The following is a 19,060-nucleotide window of genomic DNA, read 5'->3' as shown; positions in this document are numbered from 1 at the left end:
TATGAAGCAGCTGACGGTTGATCTGGGAGAACGGTCGTACCCGATCTACATCGGCGAAGGAATTATTAGCGGTCTTGCCGCTACTCTCGCCAACCACCAAATCGGGACCAAGTCGCCGATCCTCGTCGTTACGGACGAGAACGTGGCGAAGTTTTATTTGGCACAGGTCAAAGACTCGCTCGAAGCCGGCGGATACCGCGTCGCAACCGCTGTAGTAGCGCCCGGCGAGAAGTCCAAGTCGCTGGCTGTGCTTGAAGATATGATTACGGTAGCGCTGGAAGCCGGACTGGACCGCAGCTCTGCGGTGATCGCGATCGGCGGGGGCGTCGTCGGCGATCTGGCCGGCTTCGTCGCAGCAAGCTATATGCGAGGCATCCGCTTCGTGCAAATTCCGACGACGATCCTTGCGCACGACAGCAGTGTCGGAGGCAAGGTGGCGGTTAACCATAGGTTGGCCAAAAACGTCATCGGCGCCTTCCATCAGCCGGAATTCGTCCTGTACGATACGGCAACGCTGAAGACGCTGCCGGAGCGGGAGATTCGCGCCGGGCTGTCGGAGCTCGTCAAGGAAGGGTTTATATGGGACCGGGAGTTCGTCGAATGGTTCGACGCCAATACCGACAAGCTGCTTGCCCTCGATTCGGAGGCGCTCGCGCATGCCTTGTACATCGGCTGCGGCGTCAAAGCAACGGTTGTGTCGCAGGACGAGCGGGAGGGAGGCCTTCGCGCCATCTTGAACCTGGGCCATACGATCGGCCATGCGCTCGAAGCGGTATCCGGGTACGACGAGCTGCTGCACGGGGAAGCGATCGCGATCGGCATGGTCGGCGCGGCGATGCTGTCCGAGAAGCTCGGCAATCCGGGATCGATCGCGGTGGAGACGGAGCGCATTTTGCGCAAGCTCGGGCTGCCTGTCCGCATCCCGTCCCATCTGGACACCGACGCGATCATGAGCGCACTGATGCACGACAAGAAGTTCAAGGAAGGCACCATGGTGTTTATTATTCCGACCGCAATCGGCGAGGTCGAGATCAATTCAAACGTATCGTCCGTATGGGTCAGAGAAATTGTACAGCGGTTGAAAGGGGAGGCTTGAGCGGACATGTTCGTTAGGGGAATACGCGGGGCCATCACGGTGGAACACAACGAGGAAGCGGAAATCCTGAAAGCGACGATCGAGCTGCTCGGTCAAATCGTCGCCGACAACCACATTCAGCCGGACGATATCGCACACGTCTTCGTAACGGTTACGCAAGATTTGGATGCGGCCTTTCCGGCCAAGGCGATCCGTCAGATGCCGGGCTGGGAGCTCGTGCCGCTGATGTGCGCGCTGGAGATTTCCGTACCGGGCGGTCTGCCGAAGTGCATCCGTCTGATGGTATCGGTGAATACCGACAAATCGCAGCGGGAAATCCAGCACGTTTATTTAAATGAAGCCAAAAAGCTCCGTCCGGACTTGTCCGAGACGACCAAGTCCTAATTGTTTATATTTCGAAAACGGTTGACGGTCTTCTTAGATCTGTTGTATAGTAAGTGGAAAGCATGAACAAGGCAAGTCGAGAACAGTAGAGTTTAGGAATTAGTCGAGATGAGTGGAGTACAGCCGAGTGAAGCGAAGGCGGGAGCCGCCGGTAGCTTCAGTTGTTTCGAGAATGTTCGTGGGCTGGGCAATGTTTGACCGGGAGCGGTCGAAGTTACCCGCGGAACCTGCGGACCGACAAGCGAATAGCCGGTTGTTTCATGGCCAGGAGAAGATGTCCCGGTGTGAAACATTGCTGTATTGGTTTTCGTTTGGCGTTTTTTTCGAAATAAACGCTTGTTCCCCAACCGATCGATATTCAAACCTCTACTTCGGTAGAGGTTTTTTTGCATTCATATAGCTACAGGCCAACTGCGGCGAAGGAGAGATGACGAATATGTACACGCCAGAACTCAATGAGGTAATCCGGCTAGCCCAAACCCACAACTTAATCCCGGTCGTACGCAATTTGATGGCGGATACGGAGACGCCGATCCGGGTGTTTCAGCATTTTTACGAGGAACCGCGGGCGTTCCTGCTGGAAAGCGTGGAGGGCGGCGTCAAGTGGGCGAGATATTCGTTTATCGGAACCGACCCGTTTCTGATGGTGAAAGGCAAGCACGGCCGGATGGAGATCGAACTGAACGGCGTTCGCCAGGTCGTGGACGACAAGCCGCTCGAGACGTTGAAAGGGCTGCTGCGCGGGTATTCGAGCCCGGCGCTGCCGGATTTCCCTCCGTTTACAGGCGGCGCGATCGGATTTTTCGGATACGATCTGCTCCAGCATTACGAGAAGCTTCCGGCCCATCGGCATGACGATTTGAATATGAGCGACATCGAGTTTATGTTCTGCGATCAGGTGATCGTGTTCGACCATTTCAAGCAGCAGGTGAAAGTGATCGGCAACGTTCATATCGGGAAACACGCGACGGACGCGCAAATCGCCGAAGCGTACCGGCTTACCTGTTCCAAGATCGACGCCACGATCGAACGTCTGCAGCAGCCGATCGCCCAGCGCTCCATCCAAAATGCGATTCCGGCCGATGTGGATCTGGGAGAGGTGCACTCCAATCTGACCAAGGAACAATACATGGCGAACGTCGATAAGGCCAAGGAATACATCCGGGCGGGCGATATATTCCAGGTCGTCCTCTCGCAGCGATTCCATATCGAGACGGAGATTTCCCCGCTGTATGTGTACCGCGTGCTGCGTGCGACGAACCCTTCGCCGTATATGTATTATTTGAAAATGGACGACGAAGTCATCGTCGGAACGTCCCCGGAAGCGCTCGTGAAGGTCGACGGACAGCGGGTGGAGACGAGACCGATCGCGGGAACGCGGCCAAGAGGCAAAACGCCGGAGGAAGACGCGGCGCTTGAAGCGGAGCTGCTGGCCGACGAGAAGGAACGGGCGGAGCATCTCATGTTGGTCGACCTGGGGCGCAACGATATCGGCCGGGTCGCCGAATTCGGCTCCGTCAAGTGCGACATGTACATGGAGATCGAACGGTATTCTCACGTTATGCATATCGTGTCCAACGTGTCCGGCAAGCTTCGTGAAGATAAAGATTTCTTCGACGCCTTTATATCCTGCATGCCGGCGGGAACGGTATCGGGCGCTCCGAAGCTGCGTGCGATGGAGATTATCGCAGAGATCGAGCGGGAGGCGCGCGGCGCATATGCCGGGGCGATCGGCTATCTCGGCTTCTCGGGCAATCTGAATACGTGCATCACGATCCGGACGCTTATCTTCAAGCATGGCAAGGCGTACATCCAAGCGGGAGCCGGCATCGTCTGGGATTCCGTACCGGAGATGGAGTACAAGGAAACAGTGAACAAAGCGATGGGGATGCTCAAGGCGATCCGGCTGGCGGAAGCGATATTCGGTGAAAAGAAACCGGCGGCCGCCGTACTGACGAATCAGGACTATTACTGATCTGCGATTATTTCGAGGGGGAAACGGACATGGACCAAATCAAAACGATCCAGCAGACGATTGCCAAAGTGGTGAGCGGCGCGCATCTGACGCGGGAAGAAGCCAAACTGGCGATGAACTTCGTCATGGAGGGCGACGCGACGCCTTCGCAGATCAGCAGTCTGGTAACGGCGCTGCGCATGAAGGGAGAGACCGCGGACGAAATCGGCGGCTTCGCCGAGACGATGCGCGGCAAGGCCAATCTGGTAAAAGCCGAACGGATCAATTTGCTGGATACGTGCGGAACGGGCGGAGACGGAGCCGATACGTTCAACATCTCTACCGCATCGGCCATCGTAGCGGCCGCCGGAGGCATTCGCGTAGCGAAGCACGGCAACCGGGCGATGTCGAGCAAAAGCGGCAGCGCGGACGTGCTGGAGGCGCTGGGCGTCAACATCGGGCTGTCCGCGGAAGAGGCCGCATCCTGTCTGGAGCGCATCGGCATCTGCTTCATGTTCGCCCAGGCGCACCATCCTTCGATGAAGCACGCGGCTGCGCCTCGTAAGGAGATCGGAATCCGGACCGTATTCAACCTGCTCGGACCGCTGACCAACCCGGCCGGGGCCGACCGGCAGCTGCTCGGCATCTTCGACCGCAACCGGACGGAGCTTATCGCCGAGGTGCTCGGCTCGCTTGGAATCAAGCGGGGGCTCGTCGTAGCGAGCTATGACGGGCTGGACGAGATCAGCATATCGGCCGCGACCAAGGTGACGGAGCTGAAGGACGGCTCGATCCGGACGTTCGATATCAGCCCGGACGATCTCGGGTTGAAGGCGTATCCGATGAGCGACGTCGTCGGAGGCGACGCGGCGGCCAATGCGGACATTATCCGCTCCGTGTTCCGCGGCTCCGGCGGCGCCTGCAGGGATATTATTCTTGCCAACGCGGGAGCCTGCTTCTACGTGACCGGACGTTGCTCAACGCTGCAGGAAGGTGTAAAATTAGCGGGTGCAGTCATCGACTCCGGGAAGGCGGCGGAGAAGCTGGAGCAGCTAGCACAAGTAACGGGAGAACTGAGCCATGTTTCTTGATAAAATCGTAGCAACCAAAAAAGTCGAAGTCCAGCGGCTGCAAGAAACGTTTTCTTTAGCCGAAGCGGAGAACAAAATAGCGGCAATGCCTGCCTGTCTCGGCTTCGAGCGGGCCCTCTCGAGCGGACGGAAGCGGAGCATGGGACTGATCGCCGAGGTGAAGAAGGCGTCCCCGTCGAAAGGGCTGATCCGGCCCGATTTCGATCCGGTGAGCATTGCCAGATCGTATGAAGCGGCGGGAACGGACTGTATATCGGTGTTAACCGACGTCGACTATTTTCAAGGCTCGAACGAGTATTTGAACGCGGTGCGGCAAGCGGTCAGCGTGCCGATTCTGCGCAAAGACTTTACGATCGACGCCCGGCAAATCTATGAAGCGCGGCTGATTGGCGCCGATGCAATTTTGCTTATAGCGGCAATCTTGACCACATCCGAGATGAGACAATTTTTGGCGACAGCCCGCGAGCTGGGACTCGACACGCTGGTCGAGGTGCATGACCGTGAGGAACTGGAACGGGTGCTCGAGCTGGATGCGACGTTAATCGGGATTAATAACCGCAATCTGCGGACGTTTGTGACCGACCTCCATACGACGGAGGAGCTAATCCGGCACATACCGGGCGACAAGACGGCCGTCAGCGAAAGCGGCATCGCTTCCCCGGAAGAGATCGCCTACTTAAGCTCGATCGGCGCTCACGCCGTTTTGGTAGGGGAAACGTTTATGCGCAAGCCCGTTATCGAAGACGCGGTAACCGAATTGATGGGGCGCTTGCCTGTTCAAGGCGGTCGATAGGATGACTACGGTAAAAATATGCGGCCTGAAGGACAAGGCGACGGTTGAAGCTATCCTTCATCTGCCGATCGACCATATCGGTTTCTTATTTGCAAAAAGCAAACGTCAAGTCACCCCCGGTGAAGCCGGGGAGATGATCCGGGTGATTCACGAGCGGCGCACCGCGGGACAGCCTGTTCCGCTTACGGTAGGGGTGTTCGTCGATCCGTCCCGGGAGTTCCTGGCCGAAGTGATGCGTGAGGCACCGCTGGACGTCGTCCAGCTGCACGGATCGGAAAGCCCGGACTTCTGCAGGTGGGTGAAGATGACGTTCGGCGTTCTCGTATACCGGGTATTCTCCGTGATGGACACCGGCCCGGACCAGGAGGGCGAGCTGGGGGACGTTTTGGACCCGTATGCGGGACAGATCGACGGTCTGCTGCTCGACACCGCGGGGGGCGGAACCGGCAAGACGTTCGAATGGAACCGGATTCCGGCTTACCATGCCTGGGCTGTCAGGAACCGCATTCCGCTGCTTGTAGCGGGAGGCCTGCATCCGGACAATGTGGCCGGCTTGATCGGGTCCTATCCGCTGGACGGCGTAGACGTATCGAGCGGCGTAGAGACGGACGGCACGAAAGATATTGCGAAAATAACAGCATTTGTCGAAAGGGTGAAACGTCATGAGTCGCATGCAAGTGCCTGACGAGCACGGACGGTTCGGAACCTTCGGGGGCCGGTACGTTCCGGAAACGCTGATGAACGCGCTGATCGAGCTCGAGGAAGCGTATCGCTACTATTCGCAAGACCCGGATTTTATTAAGGAAGTGCAAACTCTGCTGAACGAATATGCAGGCAGGCCGTCGCGGCTGTATTACGCCGAACGTCTGACGGAGCATTTGGGCGGAGCGAAAATTTACTTGAAGCGGGAAGACCTGAACCATACCGGCGCCCACAAAATCAATAACACGATCGGACAGGCTGTGCTCGCCAAACGGATGGGCAAGAAGAAAGTAATCGCCGAGACCGGCGCCGGGCAGCACGGGGTCGCCAGCGCGACGATCGCCGCCTTGCTCGGACTCGAATGCAAAGTTTTTATGGGCGAAGAGGATACGAAGCGGCAGCAGTTGAACGTATTCCGGATGAACTTGCTCGGAGCGGAGGTCGTTCCCGTTACGTCCGGTACCCGGACACTGAAGGACGCCTGCAACGAGACGCTGCGCTATTGGGTCAGCAACGTGCACGACACATTTTATATTTTGGGCTCGGTCACCGGTCCTCATCCATATCCGATGATGGTCCGCGATTTTCAGCGGATTATCGGGGACGAGGCGCGCGCTCAAATGCTTGAGAAGGAAGGGCGTCTGCCCGATGCGGTTATCGCCTGCGTCGGCGGGGGCAGCAATGCGATGGGGATCTTCTATCCGTTCGTCGGCGACGAATCGGTCCGCCTGATCGGCGTAGAAGCCGCAGGGCGCGGCGTAGAGACGGAAGAGCATGCCGCCACGATGACGAAGGGCAGTCCGGGCGTGTTCCAAGGCTCGCTCAGCTACGTGCTGCAGGACCAGTTCGGTCAAGTGCTGCCGGCTCATTCGATCTCGGCGGGGCTCGATTATCCGGGCATCGGTCCGGAGCATTCGTACCTGAAAGATTCCGGTCGGGCGGAATACGTGCCGGTTACCGATAAAGAGGCGTTGGACGCGCTTCAACTGCTCAGCCGCACCGAGGGCATTATTGCCGCGCTCGAAAGCTCGCACGCCGTAGCGCATACGCTCAAGGTCGCCCCTACGATGAGCAAAGACCAGATTATCGTCGTTAATTTGTCCGGCCGCGGCGACAAAGACGTCGAATCGATTATGGGATATTTGGGAGGTGGCGCGGATGAATCGCATTGACGCCAAATTTGCCGAGCTGAAGGCAAGCGGTAGAACCGCGCTGATCCCTTACATTACGATGGGCGATCCGAATCCGGACGTATCGGTGTCGCTGCTGCGGGAGCTGGAGACGGCCGGCGCCGACATCGTCGAGCTCGGGGTGCCGTACTCCGATCCGCTGGCCGACGGCCCCGTCATCCAGCGCGCCTCCGAGCGGGCTCTGAAGCACAACATTACGATACTGGACTGCATCCGCATCGCCAAGGAGGCGCGCGAGCATAACGTCAGCCTGCCGTTTATTTTGTTCACTTATTATAATCCGGTGCTGCAGGTCGGGCTGGAGCGGTTTTTCGAATTGCTGGCCGAGCACGATATTAGCGGCGTCATCATCCCGGACTTGCCGTTCGAAGAGAACGGACCGGTCAAGGCATTGTCCGACCGCTTCAACATTCATCTGATTCCGCTTGTGGCGCCGACCTCGGAAGATCGGATCGTCAAAATCGTCTCGAGCGCATCCGGCTTTATTTATTGCGTATCCTCGCTTGGCGTTACCGGCGTCAGGAGCGACTTTTTCTCCGGTATCGACGAGTTTCTCGCGACGGTTCGCCGTTCGACCGACTTGCCGATCGCGATTGGATTCGGCATCTCGAGCAGCGAACAGTTCGTCCATTTCTCCAAGTCGTGCGACGGCGTAGTCGTCGGCAGCGCGATCGTGCGCAAGATCGAAGAAGCGACGCAGCTGCTGTTGTCCGAATCTTCCCGGTCCGACGGACTGGTCCAGGTGCGGGAATTCGTCAGACAGCTTCGCGGTTAACCGGAATTATCCATTCAAGAAGGTTTCCTCTTAGTAGGAAGCCTTCTTTTTTTGTCTGAACCAACGTCTGCCGCCCTATCCTGTCCTATATAGGGAATTCATGGGTCCGATTGTGAAGGTCGTGTAAAAGAACCACAACAATTCATAAAAAATCACATGTAAGCGCGTTCAGATGTCCGGTATCATTAAAGTCGACAACAAGGAGGGGGAAGCAGATGGCGACCGAAATGAAAGCGGGTGCGAACCCGCCGCTTATAGGCAACCGGCCGAAGAAGACCAGCTATATCATCAAACATTGGCCCATTTATTCGATGATCATCCCGGGCTTGCTCTTTTTCATCGTATTCAAGTATATTCCGCTGGGCGGAAGTATTATCGCCTTCCAGGATTACAATGTGTTCGACGGAATTGCCGGGAGCAAATTTGTAGGAGCCAAGCATTTTCTGAATTTGTTTACGTACCCGGAGTTTTACCGGATCTTCAAAAACACGCTGCTGATCAGCATCTACCAGCTGGTTTTCGGTTTCCCGGCTCCGATTATTCTCGCTTTGCTGCTGAACGAAGTTCGCAAAGCGGTGTTTAAACGGACCATCCAAACCGTACTCTACCTGCCCCACTTTTTATCCTGGGTAATCGTAGGCGGTCTGGTCATCAGTCTTCTGTCGCCTAGCACAGGGCTGGTTAACGGGATCGTGAAGATGTTCGGCGGCGACCCGGTCTTCTTTATGCAGGAGCCTTCCTATTTCCGCACGATTGTGGTAACGTCGGGGATTTGGAAAGAGGTCGGCTGGGGGACGATTATTTACTTGGCGGCGATGGCCGGCGTTAATCCCGACCTGTACGAAGCGGCCGAAGTGGACGGCGCCGGAAAGCTGCGCCAAATGTGGAACATTACGCTTCCCTGTCTGCTGCCGACGATTATGGTCATGCTTCTGCTTCGAATCGGCAGCATACTCGACCTCGGCTTCGAGCAAATCTACAGCATGCTGAATCCGCTCGTTACAGAGACGGGCGAAGTATTCGATACGTACATTTACCGGATCGGCCTTCTGGGCGGCCAATTCAGCTATACGACCGCGATCGGCCTGTTTAAATCCGTCATCGGTTTCATCCTGCTCGTAGGCGCCAATATCATCAGCAAGAGAACGACAGGAAGTTCTATTTACTAGAGAGGAGACGGCTTACGTATGATTCGGACAACATGGCCGCAGAAGCTGTTTACCGTTGTGAACTATATGTTTCTATCCTTGCTGAGTTTGACGATGCTGATCCCGCTGCTTCATATTCTGGCAGGTTCTTTAAGCGGCAATAGCGCATTGATGGCAGGGGAAGTGACCGTGTTCCCCGTCGACTTCACCTGGTCGAACTACCAGGTTGTGTTCACCGATCCTGCGATCTGGAGGGCGTTCGCCATCACGGTGCTCGTCACCGTGTCCGGAACGGCGATCAGTCTGTTTCTGACATGCCTGATGGCTTACGGGTTGTCCCGGAATGTGAAGGGCAGCTCCATCATCCTGCTGCTGGTCGTATTCACGATCATCTTCCAGGCTCCCATGATTCCGACCTATATACTGGTCAAATCGCTCGGCATGCTGAACTCGTTATGGGCGCTTATTATTCCGGGAGCTATCAGCGCCTTTAATATGATCATTATGGTATCGTTTTTCCGCAACATTCCGGATGGGCTGATCGAATCGGCGCGCATCGACGGTGCAGGCGAATACCGGACGTTGTTCCAGATCGTCATTCCGCTGTCGCTGCCGTCCTTGCTTACGATTGGTCTGTTTTACGCCGTAGGGTATTGGAACAGTTATATGCAAGCGTTGCAATATATCCGCAAGCCGTCGCTGCATCCGCTTCAAGTCAAGCTGAGGCAGATGATTGTCGAAAGCGACGTCGATTCGCTCCTGCAAAGTACGATGGCCTCGATGCAATCGGCCGAAGGGATCAAGATGGCGTCCATTATATTCGCCACGATTCCGATCCTGCTTATTTATCCATGGATCCAGAAGCACTTTGTGAAAGGTGCAATGCTAGGATCTGTTAAAGGATAAACTATACATCAAGAGGAAAAAGGAGAGGGTTCTTGTGAAGATGAAAAAAACGTTTTCGGTCCTGCTGTCGGTAACTTTGGCGGGGGCGGCTCTGGCCGCTTGCTCGACCAATAAAGAAAACGAAAATGCAGCCGGCCCGTCGGAGACAGGTCAGCCAGCCAAAATCAGTGTTGCGTTAGGAACGGGCAACTTGCCGTATGTGACCGGTTCGCGTGACATTAACTCGGACAAATTTGTGAAAAAGCTTGAAGAACTGGCCAAAGTGGATCTGGATCTCGAGCTGATCCCGCACGAAAACTATTCGCAAAGTCTTACTCTTATGTTTGCCAGCGGCGAAATGCCGAATTTGCTTCAAACGAAAGGGATCAATACGCCTGAAGTAGCGCCGGCGGTTGATTCCGGCAATCTGATGCCGCTGAACGACCTGATCGACCAGTACGGTCCGAACTTGAAAAAGTACGTGCCGAAAGAATCCTGGGATTCGACGCGAGTGAGCAAAGACGGCAAAATTTATGGGATTCCGCAGGAAAACCCGATCCGCAACGGTACGGTCACCTATATCCGCCAGGACTGGCTGGACAAGCTGGGGCTGAAAACGCCGAAAACGATCGACGAGTATATCGAAGTGCTTCGCGCTTTCCGGGATCAGGACCCGAACGGCAACGGCAAAAAAGACGAAATTCCGTTTACGTCCCGCGCCAAGTTTTCCTTCGGACAAGCGTTTTTCGGAGCTTACGACGTAGCGCCGGCTTTGTGGAAACAGGTCGACGGCCAGCTCGTGCCCAACTTCATCCGTCCCGAGATGAAGGACGCTTTGAAACTGTACAAACAGCTGTATGAGGAAAAGCTGATCGACAACGAATTTTTCGTCATGCAGGGCAAAGACTGGGATGCGAAAATCAAAGGCACCGGTGTTGCGGGCATGTGGGCGCACTCCGCTTCGTATCCGGACAAGTGGGAGAACGATGTCAAGACGGCCGTGCCTACGGCTAAAGTATCGGCGATTCCTTCCCCGGTAGGACCAAGCGGCAAGCCGGGCGGTTCGGACGAGATCGGCTCGACGGTATCCGACTATGTGTGGGTCATTCCCAAAGATACGAAAAATGCGGCCGATGTCATCAAGTTTTTGGACTGGTACTATAATCCGGACAACAAGGATAAAGACAACTTCCTGCTGTACGGGCTGGAAGGCGAAACCTACACGGTCGACAACGGACAAATCAAATACAAGGCTCCGACTACGCCGGAAGAAACGCAAGCGGAATTTATGCACCAGGGCTGGCTCGCCTTTACCGGTCAAAAGAAGTATTTGACCGACGAAACGTTTATTAAGAGCAAGCCGGGCGGCGACAAAATTTTGGCGACTATGAAAATCGCCGCGGCCGAAGGTCTTGTCAACGACGGAAGCGAGATGCCGGTAATGCCCGCCATGCAGGCACGTCCGGAGCTGAAGTACGACGGACTGTGGCTCGAGTTTGCCTCCAAAGTGGTAACGGGCAAGGAGCCTGTCGAGAAATTCGACGAGTTCGTAGCCGACTGGAAAAAACGCGGCGGCGAACAGCTGGTGAAAGAAGCGACGGAATGGTATAAAGCGAAACAAAAGTAACGCCAGGCTAGAGCAAACGAAACCTGCAGTTCGAAGCGAAGCGTATCGGTTCGCGGACATCTGTCCGGATTCGCAGGCGGTTCCATCATTAGCTTAAACAGCGAACCCTCGATACGACATCGGGGGTTTCTGCTTAGAAAGGAAGATCGCACATGAACGAGCTTCATCTTATCTGCAATGCCCATCTCGATCCGGCCTGGCTGTGGGAAATCGAGGAAGGCGCCGGCGAGGCGCTGTCCACGTTCCGGATCGCCGCAGACTTTTGCGAGAAGTACGACGGATTCGTTTTTAACCACAATGAGGTCATCTTGTACCGGTGGATCGAAGAATACGACCCGGAGCTGTTCGAGCGCATCCGCATGCTGGTGCGTTGCGGGAAATGGCACATTATGGGCGGGTGGTACTTGCAGCCGGATTGCAACATGCCGAGCGGGGAGTCGTTTGTCCGGCAAATCGTGACGGGCCGCCGTTACTTTATGGAGAAGTTCGGCGTGCGGCCGACGACGGCGATTAATTTCGATCCGTTCGGACATACGCGGGGGCTCGTCCAGATAATGGCCAAATCCGGTTACGACTCTTACATCGTATGCCGTCCAGGGGATAACGACTGCAAGCTGCCCGGGGACGAGGTCGTATGGGTCGGCCACGACGGGTCCGAGATTATTGTGCACCGCGCGTACAAGGCGTATTTGTCAGGCAAAGGAAAAGCGCATATCAAAGTGATGGATTGGATGAGCGATCATATCGGCCGGGAAACGGGGATGGTGCTTTGGGGCATCGGCAATCACGGCGGCGGGCCGTCGCGGATCGATCTCGAGCAGCTGCAAGAGCTGAAAAACCGTACGAAATCGTACCGGATCGTGCACTCCACCCCGGAAGCGTATTTCAAACGGCTGAGAGAAACGGGGACAGAGCTGCCCAAGCACGAGAGCGACCTGAACCCGTGGGCGGTCGGTTGTTATACGTCGCAAATCCGGATCAAGCAGAAGCACCGGCAGCTTGAGAACGAGCTCTATCTCACGGAAAAGATGGCGGCACATACGGCGCTGGCCGGTCTCGCTGCGTATCCGTACGAGCCTATTACCGAAGCGCTGGAAGATTTGATGCTCGCGCAGTTTCACGATATTTTGCCGGGTTCGTCGATTCAGCCGGTGGAAGAGTACGGACTTCGGCTGATGGATCATGGCCGGGAAATTTTGGCCAGGCTGCGGGCCCGGTCGTTTTTCGCCTTGACATCCGGCCAGAAGAAGGCGAAGGAAGGCGAAGTGCCGATCTTTATCTACAACCCGCACCCGTTCAAGGTGAAGGGTGTATTCGAATGCGAATTTCAGCTTCAGCAGTCGACGAAAAACCAGTTCGCCTATCCGGTGCTGACGGCAAACGGACGGGAAATCCCGTGTCAGGTCGAGAAGGAACTAAGCAACTTGTATATCGACTGGCGGAAACGGGCGGTATTTTACGCCGAGCTGGAGCCGGGCACGATGAACCGGTTCGATTGCACCGTAGAGCTGCTTGCCGAGAAACCGGCGCCGTCGCTGAAGGAGCGGGACGGAGCGATCGTGTTCGAATCGGAGCGGCTGAGGGCCGTTATCAATACGGCTACCGGACTGATGGACGAATTGTCCGTTGACGGGGTATCCTGCCTGCAGCCGGGTGCGTTCAGGCCGATCGTTATTGCAGACAATGACGATGCCTGGGGCAGCGCGGTACAAAGCTTCCCGAACCGGATCGGCGAGTTCAAGCTGATGTCGAAGTCCAAAGGGACGAAAGTATCCGGCGTCAAAGGATATCCGATCGCATCCGTGCGCGTCATCGAAGACGGAGCGGTTCGGACGGTGATCGAAGCGTTGTTCCAGTACGGGGACTCGACGCTGGTGACGACTTACAAGCTGCCGAAGCATGGAGCGGAGTTCCAGGTCGATGTCGTCGTATACTGGCACGAGCAGAGGAAGCTGCTGAAGCTGGCGATTCCTACCGCATGGAGCGACGCCAAGTATGTCGGACAGGTGGCTTACGGTGTGGACGAGCTGCCGAATAACGGACGCGAGGTAGTGGCGCAGAAGTGGACGGCGGCTGTCTCCGAATCGGCGAATTACGCATTCACCTGCATTAATGACGGCATATACGGTTCCGACATGTCGGACGGCGAGATTCGTCTGACGCTGCTTCGCTCGCCGGGTTACGCGGCGCTGCCGGGCGGCAAGAAGAAGCATACGATGCCGAACGACCGGTTCTCGCCCCGGATCGATCAGGGCGAACGCCGCTTTTCGTTCTGGTTCCAAGCCGGACAGGCGGAAGAGAGAAAAAACGCGGTCGATCGGGATGCGCTGGTTCATAACGAAAAGCCGTATACGTTAACTTATTTTCCGTCCGGTAAAGGAGAGCGGCCGCTGCCGGCCGCCGAGCTTAGCGACGGCGTCGTGCAGTTGACGGCTTTCAAGCGTGCGGAGCAGTCGGAAGATTTTATCATACGTTTATTCGAACCGACCGGTCAGCCAAGGGAAACGGAGTTGCATATTCCGGTCCTTGGGTTGAGCCGCCGCGTCTCCCTTGGAGCTTTCGAGATCAAAACGATACGGCTCCATATGGCGGACCGCAAGTTGACCGAGGACACGTTAACCGAGTCGATCTGAGCCGACGAACGGCTCCGTGAATCATCATCCATCATAGAAAGAAGGTACCCGACATGGAACGATTAGCGATTAATGGGGGAAGCCCGGTACGTACAACGCCGTTTCCGGTTTGGCCGGTATTCGGGGAAGAAGAGGAACTGTACATCCTTGAAGTAGTCCGTTCCGGAAAATGGGGCGGTACGAACCGCAACAAGCTGCCGGTCTTTGAAGAAAAATTTGCAGCCATGCACGGGGCGAAGCACGCCGTTTCCGTCACGAACGGAACGATCGGCCTGACGGTCGCGCTGCAGGCTGCGGGCGTGAAGCCCGGCGATGAAGTGATCATGCCGCCATATACGTTTATCGCGACCGCTTCGGCCGCGCTTCTCTTCGGCGCGATTCCCGTATTCGTCGACGTTGAACCGGATACGCTGCTTCTCGACCTGGATAAAGTGGAAGCAGCGATTACGCCGAGAACCAAAGCGATCATCGCGGTTCATATCGCCGGCGCGCCGGTTAATATGACGCGCTTGAACGAAATCGCGGCAAAGCACGGCCTGCGGATCATCGAGGATGCGGCCCAGGGAGTGGGCGCGGCCTGGGACGGCCGGCCGGTCGGCGCGCTTGGCGACTTCGGCTCGTTCAGCTTTCAATCGGGCAAAAATGTAACGGCCGGCGAGGGCGGCATCATTTTGACCAATGACGAGGAGCTGGCGGACATCGCCTGGTCGCTCGCCAACGTAGGCCGTATCCGGCAAGGCGCCTGGTATCAGCACGAGCGGATCGGCTGGAATTTGCGGATGACGGAATTTCAGGCGGCGATTTTGCTTGCCCAGCTTACACGGTACGACGAGCAGTTGCAGCGCAGGGACCGCAATGCCAAGCTGTTAACCGGGCTGATCTCCGAGATCGGAGGATTCCGCACGTTGAAGCTGGACAGCAGAACGACGCAGCATGCGCATCATTTGTACATGTTCGGTCTGACGAGCGAGGCGGCGGACACGATCGGGAAAGCGGATTTCATCCGGAAGGTTCATGCGGAAGGCATCCCGCTGCTGCCGGGTTACGTCTCGCTGAACTGCAATCGGGCCGTTGTCGCCGAGATCGAGAAATGGACGGGAGAGAAGCGGGAGACGAGCTGCCCGGTCAGCGAACGATTCGACGAACGCGAAGGATTGTGGCTGCACCAAAACGTGCTGCTCGGCACGGAACAGGATATGCACGATATTGCGCAAGCGCTGGGTAAAGTGATGAATTCGTACGGTTAAACGGCATAAAGACGGTTCATAACGAAAGCTGGGGGAGTGAGAAAGATGAAGATGGCTCGGGTAGGCGTGCTGCTGGACCGGCATATGTTGGAGCGGCTGCAGCAATTTCGGCTGAATTCGTTTGAGCAATTCGTAACCGAGATACTCGCTCATCGGGGTATCCCGTTTGAAGTGGTTCATAGCCTGGATGAGATCACAAACGACAAGTATGATCTGCTGATCGCCGCAGTGGTCGCGGACACCCGGCAGTCGGCGGAACGGTTGTGGCGGTTTGCGGAGCAAGGAGGGACGCTGATCGGCTACGGCGGTCTGAACGCGATGGCGGACCGGCTCGGCTTCATCCGCGGCGAGTCGTCAGGCACCGGATACGCCGAATTGCCGGAACCGTACCCGTCGGATCGGCCGCTGCGGTTTTTGGCTGCACAGCCGTGGCTGCGAATGGCAGACAGCGGTAATATAGCGGCGACGGAAGCAGGCGCGCTCGCTTTGGGCCGGCCGGACGGGGAACGGGTCGGACCGGCGCTGCTGCGGATTACCTCCGGCCAAGGCCGGATCGAACGATGGACGGTCGATATCCCTACGACGATCGTCGGACTGCAGCAAGGGCTGAAGCCCGTGCTGGAAGACGGAGTGCCCGCTCCGGACGGTACGGCTGCGGTCGACGACGGGGTGCTGAAGGCCGACGATGTCATGGAGCTGGATTGGACGGCCGACCGGCTGTTGACGGAGACGGGCATGCCGTATTTTGCGTTTCCTTACGCCGATTTATGGCGGGACGTTCTGGTCGGGCACCTGATCGGCGCGGCAGCGGAACGCGGGCTGTCGCTGCCGTTTGTCGGCTACTGGCCGGACGGTATCGACCATGTGGCGCTGGTCTCCCACGATAGCGACGGCAATCGGGACGAGCACGCGGTATCGACGCTGGAGACGCTAGCCGCATGCGGAATCCGTTCGACATGGTGCATGCTTGAATCGGGATATTCGGCTCCGATGTATGACCGGATTCGCGCAGAGGGCCATGAGGTCGCCTTCCACTATAACGCCGTTGAAGCGGACGAGGGAATTTGGGATGAGGCGGAGTTTTCGCGCCAGCTGGATTGGTTGAAGCGGGCTGCCGGCACGCCGTCGGTCGCCTCGAACAAAAACCATCTGACGCGGATCGAAGGCTGGGGCGAATTGTTCCGCTGGTGCGAGAAGTACGGGATCGAAGTCGATCAGACTCGCGGTCCGAGCAAGAAAGGGAACGTCGGGTTTATATTCGGGACGTGTCATCCGTATTTTCCGATCGCTTGGGCCGATGAGCACAACCGGTTTTACAACGTGCTGGAGATTGGTTTTTTGACCCAGGACCTCGATATCGGCAAATGGTCGGATAGCAGCGTCATCGCTCCTTTTCTCGAGCAGGTCCGGGAGGTCGAAGGTGTCGCGCACTTTTTGTTCCATCAAATTCATATTCATAACCGCGAAGAGGTGCGCCGCGCGATGCGGACGTTAGCCGATCAGGCCCGGGAGCTCGGCTATCCGTTCTGGACGAGCCAAGAAATTAACGATTGGGAACGATCGAGGCGGACCCTTACCATCGAAAAGGTCGAAGCGAACGGCTCCTGCTCCGTAAATGCGCCGACGAGCCTGGAGAAATCGGCTGTAGTCTGGGCTCCGTTGCCGGAACACGTTCAGGGGGACCGTGCCGCAGCTCCTGTAAGCGATGAAGGGGCCTACTCGATGCGATACGGTATTCGGTGCCGTAAAACCGTCGTTTTGCCGGGAGGGACCAACCGATGACCATGGCCAAGCTGGGCGTGCTTCTGGATGAGAGTGCGCTGAGGCAGCGACACTCGCTGGGAATCAATACGTTCGAACGGTTTATTGTGGAAATATTGGGCCATGCGGGAATCCCGTTCGATACGTACGCCAGTGTGCAGGAAGCGGCGGAGGCGGCTCCGGATCTGCTGATCGCTGCCATCTGCGGCAGCGGCCAACCGAGCGCCGATACGCTCTGGACCTATGCCGAACAAGGCGGCACGCTAATCGCTTACGGGGGGCAAAACGCGTTAGCCCGCAAGCTCGGGTACGCCCGCTCCGGTGAAGCCGGCAAAGGGTACGCGAGGCTGCCGGCGGAGGAAGGCGGGCCGGAGGGCGGGCGGATATTACGCTTTTTGTCAGCAGAGCCTTGGATTCCGCTGGTCTCCGGCGATGGGACTGTGACCGCAGCCGCCGAAGAAGGAAGGCTGCTGAGAGGACGGCCGGACGGCGAGGAAGCCGGTCCGCTCGTACAGCGATTTGCGGTCGGTGCCGGCATGCTCGAACGGTGGTCGGTGCCGATCCCGCATACGATCGTAGGGCTGCAGCAAGGCTTGTCGCCTGTGCTCGCCGACGGCGTACCCGCGCCTGACGGTACCGCCGCGGTGAACGACGGCGTTTTTAAGGCCGACGATGTAGCCGAGACCGATTGGATATGGGACCGCAGCACGACGGAAGCGGGCGACCGTTATTTCCCGCACGCTTATGCGGATGATTGGCGGGAAACGCTGATCGGGGCGCTGCTCCGAGCCGCTCTTGCGAAGGGGCTTACGCTGCCGTTCGTCGGTTATTGGCCGGATGGGGTCCGCCAAGTGGCGCTGCTTTCACTGGACAGCGACCATACGCAGGATATGGAAGCCGATACGACGCTTCGGCTGCTTCGGGAATGCGGCATACCGGCAACCTGGTGCATGATGGCGCCATGGTACAGCCGGCACATGTACGAGCGGATCGAGGCCGAAGGACATGAGCTCGCTTTTCACTATAACGCTGTGCCTTCTGACGGCGGGGCGTGGTCTGAGGAAGCGTTCGCCGCCCAGCTGGAGGCGCTGAAGTTGTCCGCTTCCAAAGAACGGATCGTCTCAAACAAAAACCATCTGACCCGGATCGAAGGCTGGGGAGAGCTGTACCGCTGGTGCGAGCGCCACGGCATCGAATCGGAACAATCTCGCGGGAACAGCAAGAAGGGGAGCGTCGGATTTTTGTACGGCACGGCGCATCCGTACTTCCCTCTATCTTGGGCCGACGAGGAAAACCGGTTTTACGACGTGCTGCAGATCGGATTTCATTACGGCGATTTTCTCCAATGCGATCCGAGCCTGATCGGGCCGCTCCTGGACGAAGCCGCACGGGTCGAAGGGGTGGCGCACTTCGTCTTCCACCAGATTCATCTCGACCGGAAGGCGTTCATCCGCGACTGGCTGAGGGAGTATGTCCGGGTTGCCGCCGCGAAAGGCTTCACGTTTTGGACCGGCAGCCGGATCAACGAATGGGAGAGGGCACGCCGCCGTATCCGGATCACCGGGATCGGTCCGGACGGGAACGCCGTCATCGCGAGCGGCACCGGGCATACCGGTGCCGTCGTCTGGATTCCGGTCGGGAGCGGCGAGCAAGCAACGGCGGCAGCATCGCGCCTGCCGGCGGACGGAGGCGCGGCGGGAGAGTGCGACACCGAAAGCGTACGCTTCGGCGTTCGCTGCCGCAAACAACTATTGAGTGAAGGGGACTGACAGTT

General features: G+C 57.3%; 15 protein-coding genes. All 15 read left to right on the top strand.

Features of this window, described 5'->3' with window-relative positions; translation table 11 throughout:
- The first annotated feature begins 1 nt into the window (after nt 1).
- The 15 genes from aroB to PV433_RS04885 all read left to right on the top strand — a co-directional run bounded on the left by aroB (nt 2) and on the right by PV433_RS04885 (nt 19,055).
- Complete coding sequence (gene aroB, locus PV433_RS04955; RefSeq protein ID WP_332071080.1) at nt 2-1,096, top strand: 3-dehydroquinate synthase; 1,095 nt, start codon at nt 2-4, stop codon at nt 1,094-1,096.
- A 6-nt stretch (nt 1,097-1,102) separates the two neighbouring features.
- A complete protein-coding gene (gene aroH, locus PV433_RS04950; protein ID WP_190925184.1) occupies nt 1,103-1,480 on the top strand; it encodes a chorismate mutase in 378 nt (125 codons plus the stop codon).
- A gap of 436 nt (nt 1,481-1,916) precedes the next feature.
- The gene (gene trpE / locus PV433_RS04945) at nt 1,917-3,455 is read left to right on the top strand and encodes an anthranilate synthase component I (protein WP_190925182.1); all 1,539 of its coding nucleotides are present in this window, start codon (nt 1,917-1,919) and stop codon (nt 3,453-3,455) included.
- A gap of 29 nt (nt 3,456-3,484) precedes the next feature.
- Nucleotides 3,485-4,525 carry an anthranilate phosphoribosyltransferase gene (gene trpD, locus PV433_RS04940; protein WP_332071079.1) on the top strand — a complete coding sequence of 347 codons (1,041 nt, stop codon included), beginning with the start codon at nt 3,485-3,487 and terminating at the stop codon, nt 4,523-4,525.
- The gene (gene trpC, locus PV433_RS04935; protein ID WP_332071078.1) at nt 4,515-5,318 is read left to right on the top strand and encodes an indole-3-glycerol phosphate synthase TrpC; all 804 of its coding nucleotides are present in this window, start codon (nt 4,515-4,517) and stop codon (nt 5,316-5,318) included. The genes trpD and trpC overlap by 11 nt, the downstream gene beginning before the upstream one ends.
- A gap of 1 nt (nt 5,319) precedes the next feature.
- The gene (locus tag PV433_RS04930; RefSeq protein WP_332071077.1) at nt 5,320-6,003 is read left to right on the top strand and encodes a phosphoribosylanthranilate isomerase; all 684 of its coding nucleotides are present in this window, start codon (nt 5,320-5,322) and stop codon (nt 6,001-6,003) included.
- Nucleotides 5,981-7,192, top strand: a complete 1,212-nt coding sequence (gene trpB, locus PV433_RS04925; RefSeq protein WP_332071076.1) for a tryptophan synthase subunit beta — start codon at nt 5,981-5,983, stop codon at nt 7,190-7,192. Before PV433_RS04930 ends, trpB begins: the two co-directional genes overlap by 23 nt.
- Nucleotides 7,179-7,985, top strand: coding sequence for a tryptophan synthase subunit alpha (gene trpA / locus PV433_RS04920; protein ID WP_332071075.1), 807 nt, complete (start codon nt 7,179-7,181; stop codon nt 7,983-7,985). The genes trpB and trpA overlap by 14 nt, the downstream gene beginning before the upstream one ends.
- Nucleotides 7,986-8,200: 215 nt before the next feature.
- Complete coding sequence (locus tag PV433_RS04915) at nt 8,201-9,154, top strand: ABC transporter permease (protein ID WP_332071074.1); 954 nt, start codon at nt 8,201-8,203, stop codon at nt 9,152-9,154.
- An 18-nt stretch (nt 9,155-9,172) separates the two neighbouring features.
- Nucleotides 9,173-10,039 (top strand): carbohydrate ABC transporter permease, encoded by an 867-nt coding sequence (locus tag PV433_RS04910; RefSeq protein WP_332071073.1) that lies wholly within the window; start codon nt 9,173-9,175, stop codon nt 10,037-10,039.
- 40 nt (nt 10,040-10,079) lie between these two features.
- Entirely contained in the window at nt 10,080-11,645 is a 1,566-nt protein-coding gene (locus PV433_RS04905) for an extracellular solute-binding protein (protein ID WP_332071192.1), read from the top strand.
- A gap of 152 nt (nt 11,646-11,797) precedes the next feature.
- Nucleotides 11,798-14,278: a glycoside hydrolase family 38 C-terminal domain-containing protein gene (locus PV433_RS04900; RefSeq protein ID WP_332071072.1), complete on the top strand. Its 2,481-nt coding sequence runs from the start codon at nt 11,798-11,800 to the stop codon at nt 14,276-14,278.
- Between the two features lie 53 nt (nt 14,279-14,331).
- Nucleotides 14,332-15,525 (top strand): DegT/DnrJ/EryC1/StrS family aminotransferase, encoded by a 1,194-nt coding sequence (locus PV433_RS04895; RefSeq protein ID WP_332071071.1) that lies wholly within the window; start codon nt 14,332-14,334, stop codon nt 15,523-15,525.
- 45 nt (nt 15,526-15,570) lie between these two features.
- Nucleotides 15,571-17,307, top strand: a complete 1,737-nt coding sequence (locus tag PV433_RS04890) for a hypothetical protein (RefSeq protein WP_332071070.1) — start codon at nt 15,571-15,573, stop codon at nt 17,305-17,307.
- A complete protein-coding gene (locus PV433_RS04885; RefSeq protein ID WP_332071069.1) occupies nt 17,304-19,055 on the top strand; it encodes a hypothetical protein in 1,752 nt (583 codons plus the stop codon). The genes PV433_RS04890 and PV433_RS04885 overlap by 4 nt, the downstream gene beginning before the upstream one ends.
- Nucleotides 19,056-19,060 lie beyond the last annotated feature (5 nt).

Origin of the sequence: Paenibacillus sp. GYB004 (assembly GCF_036577605.1) — a bacterium.
Classification (GTDB): domain Bacteria; phylum Bacillota; class Bacilli; order Paenibacillales; family NBRC-103111; genus Paenibacillus_AB; species Paenibacillus_AB oceani.
Note: the sequence above shows the minus strand (reverse complement) of the source record. Positions and strands in the feature narration are given on the sequence as shown.

Excerpts from the sequence above, each read along its gene's own strand:
- aroB (WP_332071080.1), top strand. The coding sequence starts at position 2 with ATGAAGCAGCTGACGGTTGATCTGGGAGAACGGTCGTACCCGATCTAC.
- aroH (WP_190925184.1), top strand. The coding sequence starts at position 1,103 with ATGTTCGTTAGGGGAATACGCGGGGCCATCACGGTGGAACACAACGAG.
- trpE (WP_190925182.1), top strand. The coding sequence starts at position 1,917 with ATGTACACGCCAGAACTCAATGAGGTAATCCGGCTAGCCCAAACCCAC.
- trpD (WP_332071079.1), top strand. The coding sequence starts at position 3,485 with ATGGACCAAATCAAAACGATCCAGCAGACGATTGCCAAAGTGGTGAGC.
- trpC (WP_332071078.1), top strand. The coding sequence starts at position 4,515 with ATGTTTCTTGATAAAATCGTAGCAACCAAAAAAGTCGAAGTCCAGCGG.
- PV433_RS04930 (WP_332071077.1), top strand. The coding sequence starts at position 5,320 with ATGACTACGGTAAAAATATGCGGCCTGAAGGACAAGGCGACGGTTGAA.
- trpB (WP_332071076.1), top strand. The coding sequence starts at position 5,981 with ATGAGTCGCATGCAAGTGCCTGACGAGCACGGACGGTTCGGAACCTTC.
- trpA (WP_332071075.1), top strand. The coding sequence starts at position 7,179 with ATGAATCGCATTGACGCCAAATTTGCCGAGCTGAAGGCAAGCGGTAGA.
- PV433_RS04915 (WP_332071074.1), top strand. The coding sequence starts at position 8,201 with ATGGCGACCGAAATGAAAGCGGGTGCGAACCCGCCGCTTATAGGCAAC.
- PV433_RS04910 (WP_332071073.1), top strand. The coding sequence starts at position 9,173 with ATGATTCGGACAACATGGCCGCAGAAGCTGTTTACCGTTGTGAACTAT.
- PV433_RS04905 (WP_332071192.1), top strand. The coding sequence starts at position 10,080 with ATGAAAAAAACGTTTTCGGTCCTGCTGTCGGTAACTTTGGCGGGGGCG.
- PV433_RS04900 (WP_332071072.1), top strand. The coding sequence starts at position 11,798 with ATGAACGAGCTTCATCTTATCTGCAATGCCCATCTCGATCCGGCCTGG.
- PV433_RS04895 (WP_332071071.1), top strand. The coding sequence starts at position 14,332 with ATGGAACGATTAGCGATTAATGGGGGAAGCCCGGTACGTACAACGCCG.
- PV433_RS04890 (WP_332071070.1), top strand. The coding sequence starts at position 15,571 with ATGAAGATGGCTCGGGTAGGCGTGCTGCTGGACCGGCATATGTTGGAG.
- PV433_RS04885 (WP_332071069.1), top strand. The coding sequence starts at position 17,304 with ATGACCATGGCCAAGCTGGGCGTGCTTCTGGATGAGAGTGCGCTGAGG.